The sequence below is a fragment of the Actinoplanes sp. L3-i22 genome (genome assembly GCF_019704555.1).
Lineage (GTDB): Bacteria > Actinomycetota > Actinomycetes > Mycobacteriales > Micromonosporaceae > Actinoplanes.
The window spans coordinates 2,189,375-2,211,585 of the sequence record NZ_AP024745.1 but is presented as its reverse complement, the minus strand read 5'-3'; the positions used below and the strand labels follow the sequence as shown (position 1 = coordinate 2,211,585).

General features: G+C 72.9%; 18 protein-coding genes. 14 read left to right on the top strand and 4 right to left on the bottom strand.

Annotated features, from left to right (window positions below; all coding sequences use genetic code 11):
- The first annotated feature begins 80 nt into the window (after positions 1 to 80).
- The 7 genes from L3i22_RS10105 (at position 81) to L3i22_RS10075 (ending at position 7,708) form a co-directional block, all read left to right on the top strand.
- Positions 81 to 1,070 (top strand): hypothetical protein, encoded by a 990-nt coding sequence (locus L3i22_RS10105; protein WP_221326696.1) that lies wholly within the window; start codon positions 81 to 83, stop codon positions 1,068 to 1,070.
- A 141-nt stretch (positions 1,071 to 1,211) separates the two neighbouring features.
- Positions 1,212 to 1,637 carry a hypothetical protein gene (locus L3i22_RS10100; protein WP_221326695.1) on the top strand — a complete coding sequence of 142 codons (426 nt, stop codon included), beginning with the start codon at positions 1,212 to 1,214 and terminating at the stop codon, positions 1,635 to 1,637.
- A gap of 78 nt (positions 1,638 to 1,715) precedes the next feature.
- Positions 1,716 to 3,821 (top strand): ATP-binding protein, encoded by a 2,106-nt coding sequence (locus L3i22_RS10095; RefSeq protein ID WP_221326694.1) that lies wholly within the window; start codon positions 1,716 to 1,718, stop codon positions 3,819 to 3,821.
- Positions 3,818 to 5,011 (top strand): GAF domain-containing sensor histidine kinase, encoded by a 1,194-nt coding sequence (locus tag L3i22_RS10090; RefSeq protein ID WP_221326693.1) that lies wholly within the window; start codon positions 3,818 to 3,820, stop codon positions 5,009 to 5,011. Before L3i22_RS10095 ends, L3i22_RS10090 begins: the two co-directional genes overlap by 4 nt.
- 19 nt (positions 5,012 to 5,030) lie before the next feature.
- A complete protein-coding gene (locus L3i22_RS10085; protein WP_255658092.1) occupies positions 5,031 to 5,609 on the top strand; it encodes a hypothetical protein in 579 nt (192 codons plus the stop codon).
- Between the two features lie 157 nt (positions 5,610 to 5,766).
- Positions 5,767 to 6,471, top strand: a complete 705-nt coding sequence (locus L3i22_RS10080; RefSeq protein WP_221326692.1) for a TetR/AcrR family transcriptional regulator — start codon at positions 5,767 to 5,769, stop codon at positions 6,469 to 6,471.
- Positions 6,472 to 6,586: 115 nt separating this feature from the next.
- Positions 6,587 to 7,708, top strand: coding sequence for an NAD(P)/FAD-dependent oxidoreductase (locus L3i22_RS10075; RefSeq protein WP_221326691.1), 1,122 nt, complete (start codon positions 6,587 to 6,589; stop codon positions 7,706 to 7,708).
- A gap of 14 nt (positions 7,709 to 7,722) precedes the next feature.
- On the opposite strand, the gene L3i22_RS10070 is transcribed toward L3i22_RS10075, so the two are convergent.
- Positions 7,723 to 8,604: a hypothetical protein gene (locus L3i22_RS10070; RefSeq protein ID WP_221326690.1), complete on the bottom strand. Its 882-nt coding sequence runs from the start codon at positions 8,602 to 8,604 to the stop codon at positions 7,723 to 7,725.
- 82 nt (positions 8,605 to 8,686) lie between these two features.
- On the opposite strand from L3i22_RS10070, the gene L3i22_RS10065 reads away from it, so the two are divergent.
- Positions 8,687 to 11,023 carry a PAS domain S-box protein gene (locus L3i22_RS10065; protein WP_255658091.1) on the top strand — a complete coding sequence of 779 codons (2,337 nt, stop codon included), beginning with the start codon at positions 8,687 to 8,689 and terminating at the stop codon, positions 11,021 to 11,023.
- Here the strand turns inward: L3i22_RS10065 and L3i22_RS10060 are convergent.
- Entirely contained in the window at positions 11,012 to 11,713 is a 702-nt protein-coding gene (locus L3i22_RS10060; RefSeq protein ID WP_221326688.1) for a TetR/AcrR family transcriptional regulator C-terminal domain-containing protein, read from the bottom strand. The two genes, L3i22_RS10065 and L3i22_RS10060, sit on opposite strands and share 12 nt — an antisense overlap.
- A 93-nt stretch (positions 11,714 to 11,806) precedes the next feature.
- On the opposite strand from L3i22_RS10060, the gene L3i22_RS10055 reads away from it, so the two are divergent.
- Positions 11,807 to 12,790 carry an NAD(P)-dependent alcohol dehydrogenase gene (locus L3i22_RS10055; RefSeq protein ID WP_221326687.1) on the top strand — a complete coding sequence of 328 codons (984 nt, stop codon included), beginning with the start codon at positions 11,807 to 11,809 and terminating at the stop codon, positions 12,788 to 12,790.
- Between the two features lie 184 nt (positions 12,791 to 12,974).
- Complete coding sequence (locus L3i22_RS10050; RefSeq protein ID WP_221326686.1) at positions 12,975 to 13,769, top strand: isocitrate lyase/phosphoenolpyruvate mutase family protein; 795 nt, start codon at positions 12,975 to 12,977, stop codon at positions 13,767 to 13,769.
- Between the two features lie 596 nt (positions 13,770 to 14,365).
- On the opposite strand, the gene L3i22_RS10045 is transcribed toward L3i22_RS10050, so the two are convergent.
- Both L3i22_RS10045 and L3i22_RS10040 read right to left on the bottom strand, forming a co-directional pair.
- A complete protein-coding gene (locus L3i22_RS10045; RefSeq protein WP_221326685.1) occupies positions 14,366 to 15,595 on the bottom strand; it encodes a GAF domain-containing sensor histidine kinase in 1,230 nt (409 codons plus the stop codon).
- 68 nt (positions 15,596 to 15,663) lie between these two features.
- The gene (locus tag L3i22_RS10040; RefSeq protein WP_255658090.1) at positions 15,664 to 17,679 is read right to left on the bottom strand and encodes an ATP-binding protein; all 2,016 of its coding nucleotides are present in this window, start codon (positions 17,677 to 17,679) and stop codon (positions 15,664 to 15,666) included.
- A 144-nt stretch (positions 17,680 to 17,823) separates the two neighbouring features.
- On the opposite strand from L3i22_RS10040, the gene L3i22_RS10035 reads away from it, so the two are divergent.
- From L3i22_RS10035 to L3i22_RS10020, 4 genes are all read left to right on the top strand, one after another.
- The gene (locus L3i22_RS10035; protein ID WP_221326683.1) at positions 17,824 to 18,258 is read left to right on the top strand and encodes an Rrf2 family transcriptional regulator; all 435 of its coding nucleotides are present in this window, start codon (positions 17,824 to 17,826) and stop codon (positions 18,256 to 18,258) included.
- Positions 18,258 to 19,436 carry a globin domain-containing protein gene (locus L3i22_RS10030; RefSeq protein ID WP_221326682.1) on the top strand — a complete coding sequence of 393 codons (1,179 nt, stop codon included), beginning with the start codon at positions 18,258 to 18,260 and terminating at the stop codon, positions 19,434 to 19,436. The genes L3i22_RS10035 and L3i22_RS10030 overlap by 1 nt, the downstream gene beginning before the upstream one ends.
- Before the next feature lie 81 nt (positions 19,437 to 19,517).
- Positions 19,518 to 19,946, top strand: a complete 429-nt coding sequence (locus L3i22_RS10025; protein WP_255658089.1) for a response regulator transcription factor — start codon at positions 19,518 to 19,520, stop codon at positions 19,944 to 19,946.
- Positions 19,947 to 19,976: 30 nt separating this feature from the next.
- Positions 19,977 to 22,163 (top strand): ATP-binding protein, encoded by a 2,187-nt coding sequence (locus L3i22_RS10020; protein WP_255658088.1) that lies wholly within the window; start codon positions 19,977 to 19,979, stop codon positions 22,161 to 22,163.
- Positions 22,164 to 22,211: the final 48 nt, after the last annotated feature.

The following is a 22,211-nucleotide window of genomic DNA, read 5'->3' as shown; positions in this document are numbered from 1 at the left end:
GAGGAATCGGGCCAACTCCCAGCGAGTGACCGAGGTGTCCCGCAAGCTGGGAACGCAGCCCTCGAGAAAGGCCACCGCCGGTGTTCCGTGCCCTCGCCCTCACCACCGCCACGCTCGCGACCGGGGTGCTCCTCGCGCCCGGCGCCGCGCTGGCCGCCGACACCACCACGCCGCTGACCGCCGCCCAGATGTCCGCGGCGCTCAAGAACGTGGCCGGCCCGACCGCCACCGCGGAACTTCCCGGCTACGGCGGCGACTTCCAGGCCACCTTCACCGAGGACGGGCACACCGCGAGCGCCTCGGGGAAGTTCGCCTCCGACCCGGTGCGGGGCAGCGGCTACATCACCAGCTCGAACCCGGACATGACCGGCCTCACCGGGTACGCCCTGACCGGCAAGGGCGAGTGGGACCTCCTGGACGGCACCGCCGAGCGCGCCGCCGCCAAGATGGCCGGCCACCCCACCGCCAAGTACGCCTTCACCCCGAACGCCAAGCTCACCCTGGACGAGTGGGTGACCTACCACCTACCGGCCCCGTCCGTGCTCGTCGTCAGCGACCCCCGGCACGCCGGCACCAAGACCGTGCACGACGACGGCACCACCGACTACCACTACGCCGACGACGAGAAGAACTCGCTCACCTTCAGCGCCGACGCCGGCAGTGTGCTGACCGGCGTCAAGGTCACCGCGACCGGCGTCGACGAGACCTTCACCTGGAACTACGGCGCGCAGACGGTGCCGCTGCCGACCGGGGCGGAGTCGATCGCGCGGGTGACGCTGGACCGGGCCGTCGCATACCTGAACATGGCCGCCAAGGTGAAGTACGCGGCCACCAGCAGCGCCCAGGTCATCGAGAGCAAGTCCGGGAAGAAGACCGTCAAGGTGGCCAACCTGCGCAAGTGGGCGCGCGCCGAGGTCGCGTCGGCCAACAGCAGCTTCGAGGTCAAGGTCCTCGCGATCGCCGACGTCACCGGCGGGGTCCGGATCAGCGCGACGAACCCCTGGACCAAGGCCACCGCCGCCTGGACGGTCAAGGCCTCCGGGAAACACGCGGTCGCGCGCAAGGCCTGAGCCGGTTCGGTTCCCGATTCCCGGCGAAAAGGCACATGGCGCGCTTCGCGACGCCAGGACATAGCCGCTGGTCACGGTCGCTGCGACAGTGCGGGTGTGAGGCTTTTACGACGTACGGCGGCAGCAGTTGTGTTTTTGATGTTGGGAGCCTGCACGGGGCCCTCGCCCACGGCGGCGCCCGCACCGTCGCCGGTCTCCTCCGGCGACTGTGACGCCGGGATCAGCCGCGCGGCGCTCCCGGAGTGGGCACGCGCCGGATTCACCGGCGACGGCTCCGGCACCCCGCACCTGCTCGGCGACCGGGGTGACCTGATGGCGGTCCCGTTCCAGTACCCGGCGGTGGCCGACCCGGCGAACGGCACCAAGATCCTCTGGGTGTCCCGGCTCCCGGTCGAGGCGGCCGGCCCGCTGATCATCGACGCGGTCCGGACCGACGGGCGGACCGCGCGGCAGGAGCTGCCGGACGGCGCCGGCCCCTCCGGGGTGAAGATCCCCGCCCCGGGCTGCTGGGAGCTGACCCTGACCTGGTCCGGGCACACCGACCGGATGCGGCTGCACTTCGGCTGACCGGGCCCCGCCTCAGATCGGAGCCGGCCGGGCCGATAGGCCACCGAGCAGATCCGGTCGCACGTGGGGGAGGCAGTGGTGTCGTACCGCAGGTCACTGCTGCGCACGCTGCTGTTCGCCGTCGCCTACACGCTGTCCTGCTTCGCCGGCCGGCTGACCGTGATGGACTCGACCAACCTCAGCCTGGTCTGGCCGGCCGCCGGCGTCGCCGTGATCTGGTTCTGCGCCCAGCGGCAGGCCCGCCTCAACTGGCCCGACGCGGCCGCGTTCGCGCTGGTCACGATGGTGGTGAACATGGCCACCGGCGCGCCGCTGCGGCTCGCGCTGGTGTTCGTGATGGCCAACCTGCTCCAGGTCGCGGTCTTCCTGCTGCTCTTCCAGCGCTGGCGACCGGGCCTGTGGGGCACCGGCGGCACCGACCCGATGCGCAGCCCGCGCGACCTGTGGGGGCTGCTCGCCGCGGCGTTCACCGCCACGCTCTCCGGCTCGACCCTCGGCCCGCTGGCGATCTGGCTGCTCACCGGGGAGTTCTCCTGGGCCGCCGCGGCCGTCTGGCTGGCCCGCAACACCGCCAGCGTGCTGCTGCTCGGGGCGGTCGCGCTCAGCGTCGGGCACGCCGCGAACGGCTACCGGGACCGGCACGGTGACCTGTGCGGCTGGTGGCGGCACGGGCTCTCGCTGCTCGCGGTCACCCCGCGGCGGCGCGTCGCGGAGTACGTGGGGCTGGCCGTGACGACCGTCGCGGCGTACGCCGCGGGCTTCGGTCTTGGTCATGGTCTGCCGTTGACCTTCGTGCTGATCGCGGTGACCGTCTGGGCCGGCACCCGGCTCGCGACCCCCTACGTCGCGCTGCACAGCCTGGTCACCGCCAGCATCGCGGTGGTGTTCACGCTGCGCGGGCTGGGCCCGTTCGCGGCCGTCCAGGACAACGCGGCCCGGGCCTTCCTGGCGCAGCTGTTCGTGGCCCTGGTCGCCGTCGTCGGCCTGGCCCTGGCGCTCGGCCGGGACGAGCGGGCCGCGCTGCTCACCGAACTCGCCGCGGAGAAGGCCGAACTGGCCGCGCACCGCGAGGAGGCGTCCCGGCGGGCCGACCTGATGACCACGATCGTCGACTCGATGGCCGACGGCCTCGCGGTGATCGCCGACGACGGCCGGGTGCTGCTGCGCAACCCGGCCGCCGAACGGCTGCTCGGCGGCCAGGTCAGCCCGGACCACCGGATGCGGAGCAGCGAGAGCTACGGCTTCTTCCACCTCGACGGCCGCCCGGTCGCCGAGGCCGAGATGGCCCACCACCGCGCGCTGGCCGGCGAACCGGTCCTGAGCCAGGACTTCCTGGTCCGCAACCCGGGCATCCCGGAGGGCCGGATCCTGCGGGTCACCGCGGACTCGTTCGCCGAGCCGGGCGGCCGGCGTACCGCCGTGGTGCTGTTCCACGACGTCACCGCCGAGCGGCAGCACCGCGACGAGCTGGCCGGCTTCGCCGGGGTGGTCGCGCACGACCTGCTGAACCCGGTGACCACCGTCGAGGGCTGGAGCGAGGCGGCCGAGGAGGCGCTGGAGGGCGTGGCCGGGGTCGAGCGGGCCCGCGACGGCCTGGCCCGGGTGCACCGCGCCGCCGGCCGGATGCGCACCCTGATCAACGGGCTGCTCGACTACACCACCGCGCGCGACGCCCAGGTCGCACCCGCCCTGGTCGACCTGGACGAACTGGTCGCCGAGATCACCGGCGCCCGGGTCGACGCGTCGATCGCGGCCGGCCACCCGCGGCCGCGCTTCGTGGTCGACGTGCTGCCCGCGGTGCACGCCGACCCGGTGCTGGTCCGGCAGCTGCTGGACAACCTGATCGGCAACGCGATCAAGTACACCGCCCCCGGCGTCACACCGGCCCTGATCGTGACCGCCGCCCGGGCCGGCGACCGGATCCGGATCAGCGTCTCGGACAACGGCATCGGCATCCCGGACGGTCAGCACGACGCCATCTTCGGCGACTTCCACCGGGCCCATCGCACCGCCGCGTACGCCGGCACCGGCCTCGGCCTGGGCATCTGCAAACGCATCGTGGAGCGGCACGGCGGCACCATCGTGGCCGCGGACAACCCCGGCGGCGGCTCCCGGTTCACCTTCACCCTGCCGGCCGCGCCGGTCCTCAGCAATATCGAGGTAGAACCGATGGTCAAGCTATGAACGACCAGGTCGGCGACGAGGCGCGGCTGGCCGCGCTGCACAGCTACCAGGTGCTCGACCAGCCCCGGCCGAAGGTGCTCGACGAACTCACCCGGCTCGCCGCGACCATGTTCGACACCCCGATGGCGGCGATCTCGCTGATCGACCGGGAGCGGCAGTGGTTCGCCGGCGACGTCGGCCTCGGCGTCCCGGAGACCCCGCTCGACGTCTCGTTCTGCGCGACGATCATCCCGGCCCGCAAGCCGCTGATCGTCCCGGACGCGACCCTCCACCCGCGCTTCTCGTCGTACCGCAACGTGGTCGGCGCGCCCCACCTCCGGTTCTACGCCGGCGCCCCGGTGATCGACGAGGACGGCTACGTGCTCGGCGCGCTGTGCGTGATCGACGACGAGCCACGCGAGGTCGCCGACCGGGAGATCGACGCGCTCAACATCTTCGCCGGGCAGGCCGCGACGCACCTGGCCGCGATCCGCACCCGGCTGCGGATGGCCGAGCTCGGCGACTACCTGGCCCGCACCGAGCAGCGCGAGGAGGATCTGATCGCCACGATCACGCACGAGCTGCGGACCCCGGTCACCAGCATCCAGGGCTACCTCGAGCTGCTCTGCGAGAACGAGGAGCTGGCGCCCTACCGCCGGCTGATCGACCCGATCCACCGCAACGGGCAGCGCCTGGTCACGATGGTCGACCACATCCTGGCCGGCACCCGCCCGCACGACGCGCCACTGCCCGAGCCGGTCGCCCCGATCGACCTGAACACCGTGGTCACCGCGGCGCTGGCGTCCTGCCGGGCACTCGCCGCGCTGCGCTCCGAGCCGATCGACGTACGGCCCGCCGCGCCGGTGATGGTCCGCGCCGACCTGGCCCGGCTGGCCCACGCGGTCGAACAGCTGCTGCGCAACGCGATGCTGTTCACCCCGGTGGACCGGCCGATCGTCGTCCGGGTCACGGACACGCCGGCTCCGGCCGTGGAGATCATCGACCGCGGCATCGGCATTCGGGCCGACGAGCTGCCGTACGTCTTCGACCGCTTCTTCCGCGGCCGGCACGCCCGCGATCAGGCCGTACCGGGCGTCGGGCTGGGCCTGGCGATCGCCCGGGCCGCGGTGGCCGCGCATCGCGGTTCACTCCAGGTGACCAGCGACCTACGCGGCACCACGGCCCGGGTCACCCTGCCCGCCACCGGCTGAGCCCCGATACGGTAGGTGGATGGAGCGGCCGATGACCCCCGACGACATCGTCGCGGTGATCATGCGCCGGCTCGCCGACCAGCACCGCGTGGTGCCCGGCTACGTGATCCGGGACGCGGTCGAGGCCGCGCTGCGCCGCCGCTTTCCGGACATCCCACTGGCCGGTCTGGCCGTCCCGCCCGAGATCGCCGCCGAGCTGGTCACCGGCTTCGGCGACGGCGCCGCGGCGGTCGAGGACGACTCGGCCACCATGCCGGCCGTGCTCAGCGGCGACGAGACCGGCCGCCTCCTCGCCGGCCTGGGCCTGGCCGTCCACGTGGCCGCCTTCAACCTGGACCGGGACCGCCTGCACGTCGCCCAGATCCTGAACGGGTCGGCGGCGGCGCTGGTGGCGCTCGGGGCGGCGTCCCGGGCGGCGTATGCGGACGGGACTTCGGCGGTGCTGCTCTCGCCGGCTACCTTGCGGACCGCGCGGACCACGATGATCGCGGTGTTGCAGGGGGTGCGGAGCCGTGGCTGGCAGGCGGAGCACCTGGATCCGGTGGCGACGACGACGATGTTCACCGACGTGTTGACGATGTTGGGTGCGGTGCCCTGAGCTGCTCTTTCGGCGCCGTTTTGGGCACTTGGCCGGCGCCGTTCCGGGTTTGCTCGGCAGGGCTTCCGGGTTGCTGGTTGGTGGTCGTCCGGTTGCTGGTTGATGGTCTTCCGGGTTCCTGGTTGGCGTTGACGAACATGTTCGCTACGATCGTGTTATGAGCCCCCGCCGAGTCCCCGTCAGCCGCCGCGACCGGCCCGCCAAGCCCCCGCTCAGCCGGGCCGGCGCGGTCGGGGTGGCGCTGCGGATCATGCGGGAGGAGGGCCTGGAGAAGCTGACCATGCGCCGGCTCGCGTCCGAGCTGGACACCGGGCCGGCATCGCTCTATGTGTATGTGCAGAACATGGCCGAGCTGCACGGCGCGATCCTCGACGAGCTGCTCGCCGACCTGCGCCTGCCCACGGCCGGCGCCGGCGAGCGGTGGCGGGCCGAGCTGATCGCGCTGATGCGGGAGTACACCGGCATGCTGTTCGGTTATCCGAGTCTGGCCCGGTCGGTGCTGACTCTGCGGCCGTCCGGGCCGCACTACCTGCGGTTCGTGGAGGCGGTGCTCGGGCTGCTGCGCGAGGGCGGGGTGCCGGTCGGGCAGGCTGCCTGGGGCGTGGACCTGCTGCTCCAGCACGGGACGGCGGCCGCGGCCGAGCACGGGACCCGACGGGAGATCGTCGGGGCCGAGGAGGAGGTGCGGATGTTCGAGTTGGCGTTGCGGGAGGCGTCGGAGGCGGAGCATCCGAACATCGCGTGGACCCGGGACGACCTGTTCGCCGGGACCGGGCCGCAGCGATTGACGTGGGCTTTCGCGGCGCTGATCGCGGGGATCGAGAGCGTGGCCCGCCCCGCGCCGGAGATCGCCGAGGACTGAGCGGGGACGCATCCGCTGCGACCGGCAGCGGATGGCGCCCGATATCTCTGAAGAACATGTTCGTCAAGAATGCGTTCGCTAGCGTAGGACGAACGCACAGACCAGGAGGAACACGATGACCACACCAGTCACGATCGTGGGCGCCGGGCTCGGCGGCCTCACTCTCGCCCGGGTGCTCCACGTTCACGGTATCCCCGCGACCATCTACGAGCTGGACGCTTCGCCCGAGGCCCGCACCCAGGGCGGCATGCTCGACATCCACGACTACAACGGCCAGGTCGCGCTCAAAGCGGCCGGCCTGTTCGACGAGTTCCGGAAGATCATCCACCCGGGCGGCGAGGCGACCCGGATCCTCGACAAGCACGGCACCGTGCACACCGACGAGACGGACGAGGGCGACGGCACCCGGCCGGAGGTGGACCGCGGCCAGTTGCGGCAGCTGCTGCTGGACTCGCTGCCGGCGGGCACGATCCGCTGGGGCAGCAAGGTCACCGGGGTGCGCGAGAACCGCGAGCTGACCTTCGCGGACGGTTCGACGGTCACCGCCGGGGTGCTGGTCGGCGCGGACGGTGCCTGGTCCCGCGTACGTCCGCTTCTTTCCGCGGCGAAGCCGGCCTATGCCGGGATGTCGTTCGTCGAAGTGGATCTTCTCGATGCGGACACCCGGCATCCCGGCCCGGCGCGGACCGTCGGCGGCGGCATGCTGTTCGCGCTCGGCCCCGGCAACGGGTTCCTCGCGCACCGCGAGACCGACGGCAGCCTGCACATCTACATCGCGCTCACCAAGCCGGCGGACTGGATCGACAGCGTCGACTGGGCGGACACCGCCAAGGCGAAGGCGGTGCTGGCCGACGAGTTCCACGACTGGGCGCCGGAGTTCCACGCACTGTTCGCCGAGGCGGACCGCGCGCTCGTCGCACGGGCGATCAACGCGCTGCCGATCGACCACCGGTGGGCGCGGGTGCCCGGCGTGACGCTGGTCGGCGACGCCGCGCACGTGATGTCGCCGTTCGCCGGGGAAGGGGCCAATCTCGCGATGCTCGACGGCGCCAGGCTGGGCGAGGCCCTCGCGGCCCATCCGGGAGACGTCGAAAAAGCGCTTGCGACGTACGAGGCGGAGCTCTTCCCGCGCAGCGCCGAAGCGGCCGGGGAGGCGGCTCGCAACCTGGCGCTCTGCTTCGACGAGAACGCCCCGCACAGCCTGCTCGACCAGTTCGCCGCGTACGAGCAGGCGTAGGCCCTGCCTGCCCCTCAGGGGCGCAGCGGGGCGGCGAGCTCCGCGAAGCGACGGGCGGTCGCCACCTCGTCGGCCAGGTCCAGGATCGGGCCGAGCGCGGCCGCCCAGCCGTGGCAGAACAGGCTCCAGCCGTCGTGCGTGACCAGGTCGTCCCGCCGCCGGGCCTGCCGGAGCACGGCCAGGTCACCACGGTAGTTGAGCTCCCAGACGACCGCCCCGCGCGGAAAGCCGGCGTCGTCGGAGAGCGGGCTGCCCGGCCGGTCCTTGCCCAGGCCGGTGGCGTTGACCAGGAGCGAGCCGTCGGCACCGGACTCGACGAGCGCGTCCCACGGGCCGGGGCCGATCCGGACCTCGAGGTCCACGCCGGAGCGTTCCACCCACGGGGCCAGCACCTCCCGCAGGTGCCGGGCGGACGCCTCGTCGCGGTCGGCGAAGACCAGCCGCTTCGGCGGTTCCGGGCGGGACAGCAGGTGCCGGCCGAGCGCGATCGCGGTGCCGCCCGCGCCGAGGCAGATCACCTGCTCACCGGAGGGCCAGATCTCGTCGGCGACGCGGCCGACGGAGAGCGGGTCACGGGCGTACGCCGAAAGGGTTTTGTGGTTCTTGCGCAGCGCGTTGGCCTCGCCGCACTCGGCGGCGAGCGGGTCGAGGGTGCCGATCAGGTCGCGCGCGGCCCGCAGCAGCGCGACCTTGTGCGAGGTGATCACCGCGCCGAGCGCGTCCGGGTCGTCGCGGAGCTCGGTGGCGAGCGCCCGGTAGGCCGCGGTCGGCGCGCCGATCGGCAGGTCCCGGCCGACCAGGCGGATCTCCCGGCCGAGGTCGCGGGTCCAGAGCGGGAACGCCGCGTTGATCAACGACTGGCCGGTCGACACCCCGACGAACCACACAGTGGACATGTCCTCCACGCTAGCGGCGTGGTCTTTGCACCGTGACAAATTCCGCCCTCAGTTCGCGGCCGGGGATGCCGAAGAACGAAGCGTGGCAGTGCGTCGGACGGACAGCGCGGACCGGGTCGCGGCGGTGCGCGCCACCGGTCTGCTCGACGGCCCGGAGTCGCCCGGGCTGCGGCGGCTGACCCACCTCGCGGCCCGGCTGCTCGAGGTGCCGACCGCGCTGGTCTCGCTGGTCCTCGACGACCGGCAGGTGTTCGCCAGCCATCTCGGGCTGCCGCCGGCGTGGGCCGCGCTGGGGCAGACCCCGCTCACGCACTCGTTCTGCCAGCACGTCGTGGACGGCGACCGGCCGTTGGTGGTCACCGACGCCCGGGAGAATCCGCTGGTCAAGGACAACCTGGCGATCACCGAGATCGGGGTGGTCGCGTACGCCGGGATGCCGATCCGGGTCGACGGGCAGACGCTCGGCGCGTTCTGCGCCATCGACGGCTCGCCCCGTGAGTGGTCGGAGCCGGACCTGGCGATCCTGTCCGATCTGGCGGCCGCCGTCGCGTCGGAGATCGAGCTGGTCCGGGCCGCGCAGCACGCCGAGGAGACGTCCGCGCTGGTCCGCCGGATCCTGGAGGTGTCCCAGGACGCGTACGTGTCGATCGACGCGGACGGGCTGGTCCAGGAGTGGAACCCGGCCGCCGAGCGGCTCTTCGGCTGGGTCCGCGAGGAGACCGTCGGCGCCGACCTGAGCAAGCTGATCGTGCCCGAGGAGCACCGCGAGGCGCACCGCCGCGGGCTGGACCGGGTCCGCGAGACCGGCACGTCGGTGCTGGCCGGGCAGCGCCTGGAGCTGCCCGCGGTGAACCGGGACGGGCGGACCTTCCCGGTCGAGTTCACCCTCCAGGCCACCAACATGGCCGGCGGGCGCCCGGTGTTCCACGCGTTCCTGCACGACATCAGCGCCCGGCGGACCACCGAGGAGCAGCTGCGCCGGCAGGCCGAGCTGATCGACGCGGCGCCGGCCGCGATCATCGTGCGGGACCCGGACGGCACCATCCGGTTCTGGAACCAGGGCGCCGAGCAGATGTACGGCTGGCCGGCCTCCGCCGCGCTCGGGCGCAACATCCACCGGCTGCTGTCGACCCGCTTCCCGACCCGGCTGCCGGACGTCGAGCTGGCGCTGGAGGAGATCGGGTCCTGGGCCGGCGAGCTCGAGCACCGGCGCGCCGACGGGCAGGTCGTGGTCGTGCTGAGCCGGCACGTGTCGCGGCCGGCGGCGGGCGGGACCGGGCTCGAGATCATCGAGACGAACACCGACATCACCGGCCGGCGGCGCGCCGAACAGGCCCGGGAGGAGAGCGAGCGCCGCTTCCGGGTGCAGTTCCACCAGTCCACCATCGGGCAGGTGATCGTCGGGCTGGACGGGAACATCCTGCACGTCAACGACGCGTACGCGCGGATGGTCGGGCGCTCCGCGAGCGAGCTCGCCGGGTACGGCGTGATGCTGCTGACCCACCCGGACGACCGGGACGCCGACACCGCGGCGCTCGCCGGGCTGTTCGCCGAGGAACGCGACTCGTACGAGCGGGTCAAGCGCCTGCTGCACGCCGACGGGCGCAGCATCGACGTGCAGACCGGGGTGCGCCTGATCCGGGACGCGGACGGGCGGCCGCTGCACCTGATCGGGATCGTGCAGGACATCACCGAGCAGGTCCGGGCGCGGTGCGAGCGGGACGCGGCACAGGCCGTACTGGCCGAGCGCAACGAGCAGCTGCAGCGCGCCAACCAGCTGAAACTCGACCTGATGGGGATGCTGTCGCACGACATCGGGACGCCGCTGACCGCGATCATGGGGTACGGCGAGGTGCTCAGTGACGCCGAGCTGCCCCCGTTCCTGTCGAACCTGACCACCCGGATCATCACCGGCGCGCACCGGATCGACGAGTTGCGGCACAACGTGCTCGCGATGTGCAAGCTCGACGCCGGGGAGCTGACCACGGAACGCCGGCCGGTGCCGCTGGCCGCCGCGCTGCAGGACGCGGCGGACGCCGCCGACACCGTGGTGCCGATCTCCTGCCCGGCGCCGCTGTCGGTGCTGGCCAACCCGGCCCACCTGGGCCAGATCCTGGTCAATTTCCTGACCAACGCCCGGAAGTACGGCGGTGGGGCCACCGGGATCACCGTCGAGGTCACCGACGGCCGGGTCGAGATCGGCGTGCACGACGCGGGCGCCGGGGTGCCCGAGGAGCTGCGCTCGCACCTGTTCGAGCGGTACACCCGGGCCGCCGGCACCGCCGCCGAGGGGCACGGCCTGGGCCTGCACATCGTCGCCAGCCTGGCCGAGGCGAACGGCGGCCGGGTCGCCTACCGGCCGGGCGACCCCGTCGGCAGCGTCTTCACCCTGGACCTGGAGCTCGAGTCAGCGGGGTAGCCGCTCGAACCCGTCCAGCAGCAGGTCCAGGGTGAACTCGAACTCGAACTGGTCGTCGCAGCCGGCGCCGACGATCGACGACTCGTCGTGGGCGGCGGCCATCGCGATCGTCGCCAGGTTCGGATAGCTGTCGGCCATGGCGCGGGCCATCGCCTTCTGGACCTCGGGCGGGGTCGGCTGCGAGTCGACGAACAGGTCCTGGGTGTAGCCGAGCATCCGGGTGCCCAGCGCGTGCACGATGTGGTGCGTCTGGTCCACCGAGAAGCCGCCGGTCAGGAAGATCCCGACCACCGAGTCGAGGTAGGCGAGCATCGCCGGGGTCGGGTCGGTGCGGGAGTCGATCAGGCGCCAGGCCCACGGGTGCAGCAGCAGCGCCTGACGGGCGCCGAGGATGCGTTCCCGGACCGCGATCTTCCAGTCCAGGCCGGGGGCATCCGGGGTCCTCGACCCGGGCGCCCGGGCGGTCGTGTCGCGGGCCGGGGTGATCCAGGCGATCACCCGGTCCAGCATGCCGTCGAGCAGCTCGTCCTTGTTGGCGACGTGCTTGTACAGCGCCATCGGCACGACGCCCAGCTCGTGCGCGAGGTTGCGCATGCTCAGCGCCTCCAGGCCGGTGCGGTCGGCGAGGTCCACCGCGGCGTCCAGCACGCGGTCCCGGTTGAGCGGAACCCGCCGCTCGGCAACATCCACGTGCCAACCCTACTTCCGGCGCTTGACGGGTGTACGGCGTACACCTACTCTCGAATTGCAGGTGTACGGCGTACACCTCGAGAGGAGCCGATGATGAGAGCCATCGTTCAGGATCGGTACGGCGGCCCCGAGCAGCTGCGGCTGGCCGAGGTGGAGACCCCGGTACCGGGGGCGGGCGAGGTGCTGATCCGCGTCCGCGCGGCGGCACTCAACGCCTACGACTGGCACTTCATGCGCGGGGATCCGTATGTGATGCGCACCAGCATGGGTCTCACCCGCCCCGGCCGGCGGATCCGGGGGCGCGACGTGGCCGGCGAGGTCGCCGACGTCGGGCCCGGCGTGACCGAGTTCGCCAAGGGTGACGAGGTCTTCACCGACCCCGGCCACGCCCAGGGCGCCTTCGCCGAATTCGTCTGCGTCCCGCAGGAGCTCGTCGCCCCGAAACCGGCGAACCTGTCCTTCGCCCAGGCCGCCGCCCTCCCCCTGGCCGCGGGCACCGCCCTGGTCTGCCTGCGCGAGGCCGGCCTGCGGTCCGGGCAACGGATCCTGATCAACGGGGCGTCCGGCGGTGTCGGCACGTTCGCGGTGCAGATCGCCAAGGCGTTCGGCGCCGAGGTGACCGCCGTCTGCAGCACCCGCAATCTCGCCCTGGCCGGGGAGCTCGGCGCCGACCACGTGATCGACTACACCACCGGCGATTTCCCGAAACCCCCGATTGCGTACGACGTGGTCCTCGACCTGGTCGGCAACCACCGCCTGCGGGAGCTGCTCGGGCTGCTCGAGCCGGGCGGCACCCTGGTCCTCTCCGGCGGTGGGGTGTCGACCGGCGGCAGCCTGATCGGGCCGATGCCACTGATCTTCAGCGGGATGCTGCTCGCCCGGTTCCTGCGCCGCCGGCGGCTGGTCGTCCCGACTCCGGTGGCGAGCCGGGCCCTCCTCGACGAGCTGCGCCGCCTGACCGAATCGGGTCAGGTCACGCCGGCCATCGACCGCACGTTCCCGCTCGCCGAGGCGCCGGCCGCGCTGCGCTACCTGGAGACCGAGCACGCCCGGGCGAAGGTGGTGCTGACCGTCTGACCGCGACCGGATCCCGGCGGCCACCCCGGGCGAAGGCGGTGCTGACCACCTGACCGCGACCGAATCCCGGCGGCCGACCCGGGCGAAGGCGGTGCTGACCACCTGACCGCGACCGAATCCCGGCGGCCGGCCCGGGGCCGCGGACCGCTGCGGTGGGCGCGGCGCGGGCGGTTAGGGTCGGGTCATGACTGCGGTGCGGGAGCGCTTCAAGGAACTGCACGAGAGCGGCACGTTCATCATGCCGAACCCGTGGGACGCCGGCTCGGCGCGGCTGCTGGCGAGCCTGGGGTTCGTGGCGCTGGCGACCACGTCGTCCGGGTTCGCGGCCACGCTCGGGAAACAGGACCAGCACGTGACCCGGGACGAGCTGGTCGCGCACGTGGCGGCGCTGACCGCCGCGGTCGGCGTTCCGCTGAACGTGGACGCCGAGCGCTGCTTCGCGGAGACCGCGGCCGGCATCGGCGAGACGGTCGACCTGCTGGCCGCGGCCGGTGCGGCGGGCATCTCGATCGAGGACTACGACCCGGCCACCGACCGCGTCGAGACGTTGACGACCGGCGCGGAGCGGGTCGCCGCGGCGGCGGAGGCCTGCGCCCGGCACGGCATCGCGCTGACCGCCCGTGCGGAGAACTACCTGTACGGGCACACCGACCTCGACGACACGATCGCGCGGTTGCGGGCCTACCGGGAGGCGGGCGCGGACGTCGTCTACGCGCCCGGGCTGCGCGCTCCGGCCGACATCACCCGGGTGGTCGGGGAGGTGCCCGCGCCGGTGAACGTCCTGGCCGTCGGCGGGGCGCCCACCGTCCCGGAGCTGGCCGCGCTCGGCGTCCGCCGGGTCTCCACGGGCGGTGCCCTGGCCTGGGCCGCCTACGGCGCGATGCGGGACGCCGCCCAGGAGCTGCTGACCACCGGCACCACCACGTTCCGCGCCCGCTCCCTGCACGACGACGAGATCAACGCCGCCTTCCCCACCTGACCCCCGACCCACAACCACAAACCCGGCCGCTCCCCCGCCACGCCACGGGCCAGCCGCTCCCCCGCCGCGCCACGGGCCAGCCGATCCCCGCCATGCCACGGGCCGGCCGCTCCCCCGCCACGCCACGGGCCAGCCGCTCCCCCGCCGCGCCACGGGCCAGCCGATCCCCGCCATGCCACGGGCCGGCCGCTCCCCCGCCACGCCACGGGCCAGCCGCTCCCCCGCCGCGCCGAGGGCGGGCCGCAGCGGCGGTCGCGGCCCTCGGCTGGGCTTCAGGGGTGTCTTGGAGTGGTCGAGGCAGCCCTCAGCGCCAGCCGGGGCCGCGAGGCGTGGCTGGGCCGCGAGCCCGGCTGGGCTGGGAGTGCGGCCGGGCCGGGAGTGCGGCCGGGCCGGGAGCGCCGCCGGGCCGGGCGTGGCCGCCGGGTCGCGGGGGTTTTGGAACCGGGACCACCCGCGGACGTCGCCCTGTAGGGGCTCGCGTTTTGGGCGCCCTGCGCCCTGCGAGGCCCGGAAGGGTCCCCGCGGGAGCGGCGATCAGTTATTGGCCGCAGCCGAGGCAATGATGAATTTGATCTTGATCGTAGCGAAGATCCTGGTCAGAGCTCTGGGTAGGGGCCGGAGGACGGGACGGCGATGCTGATGGTGCTGCCTTCGCCCGGGGTGCTCTCGATGCTGACCTCGCCGTCGTGGCCCTCGGTGATGGCCTTGACGATGCTCAGGCCCAGGCCCAATCCCTGGACCTCGGCGCGTTCGGCGTCGGCGGAGCGGCGGAACGGGGCCAGGACCCGGGTCTGGTCATCGGCGCTGATGCCGATGCCGGTGTCGCGGACCAGGAGCATCGCGTGGCCGTCGCGGGCCTCGGCGCGGACCGTGATCGTGCCGGCGTCGGTGAACTTGACCGCGTTGAGGATCAGGCGTTCCAGGGCCTGGCTCATCCGGCGCACGTCGACGTCGGCGAAGACCCGGCCGTCGGTCTCCGCGGTGATGGTGAGGCCCTTGGCCTCGGCGAGCGGGCGGTTGGCGTCGACCGAGGTGCGGGCGAGGACGGCGAGGTCGGCCGGGACCCGGGCGAAGTCGCGGCTGTCCGCGCTCACCTGGGCGGCCAGCAGCATGTCGTTGACCAGGGCGAGCAGGCGGTCGGAGTTGCGCTGGACGCGCTGCAGGAAGCCGTCGCGGCTCTCCGAGGGGAGCTCCGGGTCGCCGAGCATCTCGATGTAGCCGTTGATCGCGGTGAGCGGCGTGCGGAACTCGTGGTTGACCCGGGCGATGAACTCGTCCTTGACCTGCTCGGCGTTGAACAGGCGCTGGTGCAGCGCGTGCATGTCCCGGGCGTATTTGCGCAGCTCGAGCTGGGTGACCACGTGCCGGGCCAGGGCCCGCAGCCCGCGCTGCTGGGGCGGGGTGAGCAGGCCGGGCTCGGAGTCGGCGACGCAGAGCGTGCCGAGCGCCTTGCCCTCCGGCGTGATCAGCGGCGCGCCGGCGTAGAAGCGGATGTGCGGGTCGTCGGCGACCATCGGCAGGGTCTCGAATCGCGGGTCGAGCCGCGCGTCGGGCACCTGCATGACGTCCCGGTCGTGCATCGCGTGGTTGCAGAACGACTCGTCCCGGGGGCCCTCGCAGACGTCGGTGCCGACCCGCGCCTTGAACCACTGGCGGTCCGCGTCGATCAGGCTGATCAGCGCGATCGGCTTGTCGCAGAGGTGCGCGGCGAGGTTGACGATCTCGTCGAAGTCGCGCTCGGCGCCGGTGTCCAGGATCTCGTAGCTCCGGAGGGCAGCGAGGCGCTCCTGCTCCAGCGTCGCGCCGGCGTACTGCGTGCCCGCCATCGAAGAATCTCCCTTGAGCTGCGGTCCCTTACAGGTATTGGTCGGTCGGGGGGCGCCGGTCATGAGGGCTACCTGGGGTGCAGGGCGGTCGCTCCGGTCGCCTGCGGGCGTTGCTGCCACTGGTTCTCCAGGGTGCGCGCGTACGCCGAGCGCCCGGCCGGCAGCGTGAACGTCATCCGGGTGCCGCCGCCGTACGGGTTGGCGGTCGCCTCGATCGTCCCGCCGTGCCGTTCCACGATCCGTTTGCACACGGCGAGCTCCAGCCCGGATCCCCCGTGGCCCTCGCCGCGGTGGAAGTTGGTGAAGACGGCCTGGCGCATGCCGGCCGGGATGCCCCGCCCGTTGTCCAGGATGTCGATCCGCAGCATGCCGTTCGGCGCGGGCTGCGCGGAGACGCTGATCTGCGGCGCGACGCCGGGCGTGGCCAGGTCGAGCGCGTTGTCGATCAGGCTCTCGAACAGCTGCCGGGCCAGCACCGGGTCGGCGTCGACCGCGTCGAGCGGCCCGAAGGCGAACTGCGGGGGCCGGGCGCCGTTGCTCTCCGCCTGGTCGTAGCGGCTGTTGGCGATGTCGGCGAGCAGCAGCTGCAGGTTGATCGTGGTGGGCATCAGCTTGCCGTCGCGGGCGGCGGTGTAGGCGAGCAGCCCGTTGAGGAACGTCCGCATCCGGGCGGCGGCCCGCTGGATCCGGCTGACCCGCTCGGCCGGCTTGTACCCGGCCAGCTCGGATTCCAGGACCTCGGCCCAGCCCTCGATCGTGGTGAGCGGGTTGAGCAGGTCGTGCGCGACCACCCCGGCGAACGACATCAGCTCGTCGCGGTGCCGCCGGTCCGCGGTGACGTCGTGGAAGACCACCACCACGTGCTGGGAGCCGCCGGGGCTGGCCAGCCGGGCGACGTTGAACCGGACGATCCGGCCCTCGGGGACCGCGGCGTTGCGGATCAGCACGTCCATCGGCTGCACGTCCTCGCCGGCCAGGGCCCGCTGGTAGGGCAGTTCGGCGTCGGCGAGCGGGGCGCCGTCCGGGTGGAAGAAGCCGTAGTCGCTGCCCAGGGACACCCCGCCGGTGACCTTCTCGGTGCTGCCCAGCAGCCGCCCGGCGGCCGGGTTGCGCAGCACCAGGTGGCCGCTCTGGTCGAGGATCGCCAGGCCCTCAGTCATCGAGTTGATGATCGTGGTCATCAGGCCGGCCTTCTCGGTGGCCTCGTGCTCGGAGGCGCGCAGCCGCTCGATCAGGCCGACGCGCTCGTCGCGGCTGAACGCGAGGGAGAGGCCGACCAGCGCCAGGATCCCGATGTAGAGCTGGATGATCAGGCTGCTGGCGCCGATCATCGCGTACGGGCCGTGGTCGTGCAGGGTGAACACCGCGGCCGTGGTGCCGAAGACCATGACGTGCCCGATCGCCAGCACGGTGGGCAGCCGCAGCGCGGCCCACACGGTCAGCGGCAGCAGCGCGAAGCCGATCGGCAGGTCCTGGTTGACCGAGAACACGTAGAAGTAGGCGGCGGCCGAGATCGCGTAGATCATCACCGCTTCCAGCCAGTTCTGCCGGCTGGACGGCAGGTCCCGCAGCCGGCGGGCGGCGCCCCCGAAGATCAGCACGCTGACCACGTCGCGGACCAGCCAGACCGCGACCGTGGTGGGCGAGTGGTCGCCGGTGATCAGCTGTTCGCCGATGCCGCCGAGGACCGCCCCGCCGAGCGCCGCGACGGTGGCCACCGGCAGCACCCGGACCAGGTCGCCGAGCGTGCCGAGCGACCGGCCGCCGGGCGTCCAGACCTCGGGCAGCCAGCGGATCGCGGCGATCGCGAAGACCGCCGCCTCGATCATCGCCGCGGCGCCGTGCACCAGGGCCAGGCCCGGGCTCATGCCGGTGACCACGAGCGCGACCGCGGTGAGCACGCCGAGCACCACGGCGTCGGCCCAGCGCCAGCGGGAGTCGTTGCGGTTGACCAGCCAGACGGCGGCGACCGCGGTGGCCGGCCAGATGACCGGCATCGCGTCCGGCTTACCCAGGACGGTGAGCTGGCCCGCCACGATCGCGACGAGGTAGAGCGCCGCGAACCGCGCGGTGCTCGGCAACATCCGAAGACTCATAAGGGTTTCGCCTCGTGTCGGCTGGACTCTCTAACCCCCAGTTCGGCACGGACGGCGAATCGCTGAACATCGGGGACGTGAGGACTCTCTCAAAGAGGTATCTGAGAGTCCTTTTTAAAGTACGGTCGACCCGTGCGACTGAACCGCTCCACCGACATCGGTCTCCGGATCCTGATGCTCAGCGCGGCGCGGGACGACCGGCTCACCGTCGACGAGCTGGCCGAGTCCCTCGCCGTCCCGCGCAACCACCTGGCCAAGGTGGTGCAGACCCTGCAGCACCGCGGCCTGCTGGAGACCGTCCGCGGCCGGGGCGGCGGCGTCCGGCTCGCCGCGGCCGGCCGCGCCCAGTCGGTCGGCGCCCTGGTCCGGGCCCTGGAGGGCGAGGCCGAGGTGGTCGACTGCGACGGCGACCCGCCCTGCCCGCTGCGGGGCAACTGCCGGCTCCGGGGCGCGCTGCGCCTCGCGCAGGAGGCGTTCTACGTCGCACTGGACCCGATCACGATCGGCGATCTCGCCGCGCCGCCGGTGCGCGAGACGCTGCTCAGCATCTCCCGTGGAGGTCAGTAATGCTGTCCGCAACAAGTGTCCCGGTGGTCCGGGCGACGCTGCCCGTCGTCGGCGCGCACCTCGACGCCATCACCGGCGAGTTCTACTCGACCATGCTGGCCGAGAACCCGCAGCTGACGAACCTGTTCAGCCGCAGCGCCCAGGCCACCGGCGAGCAGCGGTCGGCGCTGGCCGGCGCGGTCGCCGCGTTCGCCGCGCACCTGATCGGCGCCGGCCCGGACGCGGCCGTCTTCGACCACATCGTCGAGCGGATCGCGCAGCGGCACTGCGCGCTCGGGATCCGCCCCGAGCAGTACACGACGGTCGGGAAGTACCTGCTCCGCGCGGTCGGCACGGTGCTCGGCGACGCGGTCACGCCGGAGATCGCCGCCGCCTGGGACGAGGTGTACTGGTTGTTCGCCGCGCGGCTGATCGGCCGGGAGGCGCGGCTCTACGCCGAGGCCGGGGTGGACGGCGCCGACCCGTGGCGCGACTACCTGGTGATCAACAAGATCGCCGAGGCGCACGACACGGTCTCCCTGCTGCTCGCGCCGGTGGACGGGGCTCCCGCGCCGCACTTCACGCCGGGGCAATATGTCACGGTCGCGGTGGATCTGCCGGACGGCGGCCGCCAGCTGCGGCAGTACTCGCTGTCCCAGGCGCCGAACGCCGGGACACTGCGGATCACCGTGCGCCGGGTCCGCGGCCGGGCCGGCGCCCCGGACGGACTGATCTCCGGATTCCTGCACGACCGGGTCGAGGCCGGCGACAAACTGCGGCTGAGCCAGCCGTACGGCGATCTCGTCCTGCGCCCCGGAGCCGCCCCGTTGCTGCTGGTCAGCGCGGGCGTCGGGATCACCCCGATGGCCGCCATCCTGGACCACGTGGCGCGCACCGCGCCGGCCCGCGAGGTGGTCGCCGTGCATGCCGACCGCAGCGCCGAGCGGCATCCACTGCGGGCCGACATGGATCACCACGGCACCCGCCTGCGCACTTTCACCAGCCAGCTTTGGTACGAGGACAGCACCGGCCGCATCGACGTCGACGAGATCCCGCTGCACCCCGAGGCCGAGGTCTACCTGTGCGGCCCGGTCCCGTTCATGCAGCAGGTGCGGGCCGGCCTGCACCGGCGCGGGATCCCGGACGAGCGGATCCGCTACGAGGTCTTCGGCTCCGAGCAGTGGCAGTCCGCATCCTGATCGCAACCGAGATTTAGCTGGCGCGGGGCGGACCGGGGCCGATGTCTGCGGGCACCTCATCCTCAGACGTCGGGAGTCGCCGTGACGGCCGTTCTGGAATCCGCCCGCACCGCCCGTACCGCCCGCCCCACGCTGGTCGGCCCGACCATCCTGGTCGTGGACGACGACGAGAACGTCCGCGACCTGGTCACCTTCAAACTGCAGATGGCCGGCTACCAGACGGTGACCGCGGCGGACGGCTGCACCGCGCTGACCCTGGTCGGCGAGACCAGGCCGGACCTGGTGATCCTGGACATCGTGATGCCGGGCCTGGACGGGCTGAGCGTCTGCTACCAGATGCACGCCGACCCGGCCACCGCCGACATCCCGGTGATCATGCTGAGCGGCATGGCCACCGAGACCGACATCGACCTGGCGTTCGTCTCCGGCGCCGAGGAATACCTGGCGAAACCGCTCAACCCGGTCGATCTCGTCCGCCGGGTCGGATGGCTCCTCCCCCGGGGCGCTTAGGGATATGCCGCCGGGTCCGATCAGAAGGACGTGAGGCGTGGCCGACCATCGTGGCGGGCCACCGCGGCCAGTGCGCTGGTCGCGGTGGTCGGCTGCGCCCTGGCCCTGGGCGCCGGCGTGCTGCTGCACCGCAACGAGCAGGCCGCCGGCGACGTACAGATGGACCGGCGGACCGCGACCGTGGTCGCCGCGGTCCAGGCCGAGACCCGGCGCTACCTCGACACGCTGCGCACCACCGCGGCCGCGGCCGGCGCGCAGCAGACACTGACCGCGAGCGAGTTCGCCGAGATCACCGCCCCGCTGCGCCTGATGAAGCTGGCCGGCAGCACCTCGATCGCCCTGGTCGTCCCGGCCGCCGACGACGACGTCCAGCGGGTCCAGCAGACCTGGCGGGACCGCGGCGCGCCGGATCTCACGTTCAGCCCCAAGGGCACCGGCGACCACGCGTTCTCGGTCTACGTCGCCCAGCTCGACGGCACCGGCGGCGCCCCCGGGCTGGACGCGATGCAGGCCGCCGCACCCGCCGCGGCGCTGGCCGAGTCCCGGCGCACCCGGCAGGTCTCGGTCTCGGACACGTACCAGCTGCTGGTCGACCGGAACCTGCCGGCGGAGCAGCGGCAGAACTCGTTCGTGCTGACCGCCCCGGTCTTCCAGGGGGCCCGGCAGACGTTCCTCGGCTGGATCCTGCTCGGGGTACGCGGCCGGGACTTCATGAGCGCGACCCTGGCCGCGGCCGGCCAGGACCTGACCGACCTGCGCCTGGAGGCCGACAACCCGGACGGCCAGACCGTCGCGGTCGCGGCCATCCACAACCCGAGCAAGGGCGCGATCGACCTGCGGCGGGTGGCCGAGGTCCCGGTCGCCGACTCGACCTGGACCCTGCGCCTGGCGGCCGGCCGCTGCGACCTGCCCGGCGCGGACACCGCGCTGCCGATCGCGGTGGCCGGCAGCGGCCTGCTGCTCGTGCTCCTGCTGGCCGCGCTGGTCTGGGTGGGGGCCGCCGGGCGGGACCGGGCGCGGGACCGGGTCCGCTCCCGGACCGCCCAGTTCGTCGCCGAGCAGGCCGAGACGAAACGGCAGGCCCAGCTGTTGCGCGCGGTGCTGGACAGCATCAGCGACGGGGTCGGCGTGGTCGGCCCGGAAGGCGAGTTCCTGCTGCACAACCCGGCCGCGCGGGAGATCCTGGGCCAGTCCGAGGACGCGGCCGGCGGCGCCGACGAATGGCAGGAGCACTACCAGCTGTACCGGGCGGACGGCGCCACGCCGTACCCGGCCGAGGAGATGCCACTGGTCAGGGCGCTCACCGGGGAGAGCGTCGACCACGTGGAGATGGTGGTCCGGAACCCTGACCACCCGGACGGGCGGATGATCAGCGTGTCCGCCCGTCCGATCGACATCGCGCGCGGGCGGCGCGGGGCGGTCGCGGTGTTCCACGACATCACCGACCGCAAACGGGTGGAGACCGAGCTGCGCGGCTTCGCCGGGGTGGTCGCGCACGACCTGAAGGCGCCGCTGACCGTGGTCGCCGCGTACGCCGAGCTGATCACCGAGGCCCTGGACGACCTGGCCGCCGGCGCCGGCGCGCCGACCCTGGAGCAGGCCCGCCGGGGCACCGCCAAGGTCCTGCACGGCGCGGCCCGGATGCAGCGGCTGATCACCGAGCTGCTGGACTACACCGCGGCCCGGGACGCGACGCTGCGGGTCGAGCGGCTGAGCCTGCGCGCCCTGGTCGACGACGTCGTCACCACCCGGACCGACTCGCCGGACCTGGAGGCGGGCGCCCAGCCGGACGTGTTCGTCGGGCCGCTGCCGGACGTCTACGCCGACCCGGTGCTGCTCCGGCAGGTGGTCGACAACCTGGTCGGGAACGCGATCAAGTACACCCCGCCGGGGCAGGCGCCGCGCATCGACATCACCGGGCGCACCGACGAGGACGGCGGCGTCCGGGTGCGGATCGCGGACCGGGGCATCGGCATCCCGGACGGCGAGCACGCCGCGGTCTTCGACAGCTTCCACCGGGCCAGCAACGGGATCGCGCACCCGGGCACCGGCCTGGGCCTGGCGATCTGCCGGCGGATCGTGGAGCGGCACGGCGGCCACATCGACGCCGGGCCGAACCCGGGCGGCGGCACGATCTTCGCGTTCACGCTGCCCGGATCGGTCGCCTATGGACCGGAGCCATTGACACCGATCAGCGAACCGGCCACCGTCAACTAGCGACCTGGGAACGTGCACATGCCGTAGATCACCTTGTTGATCTATAGG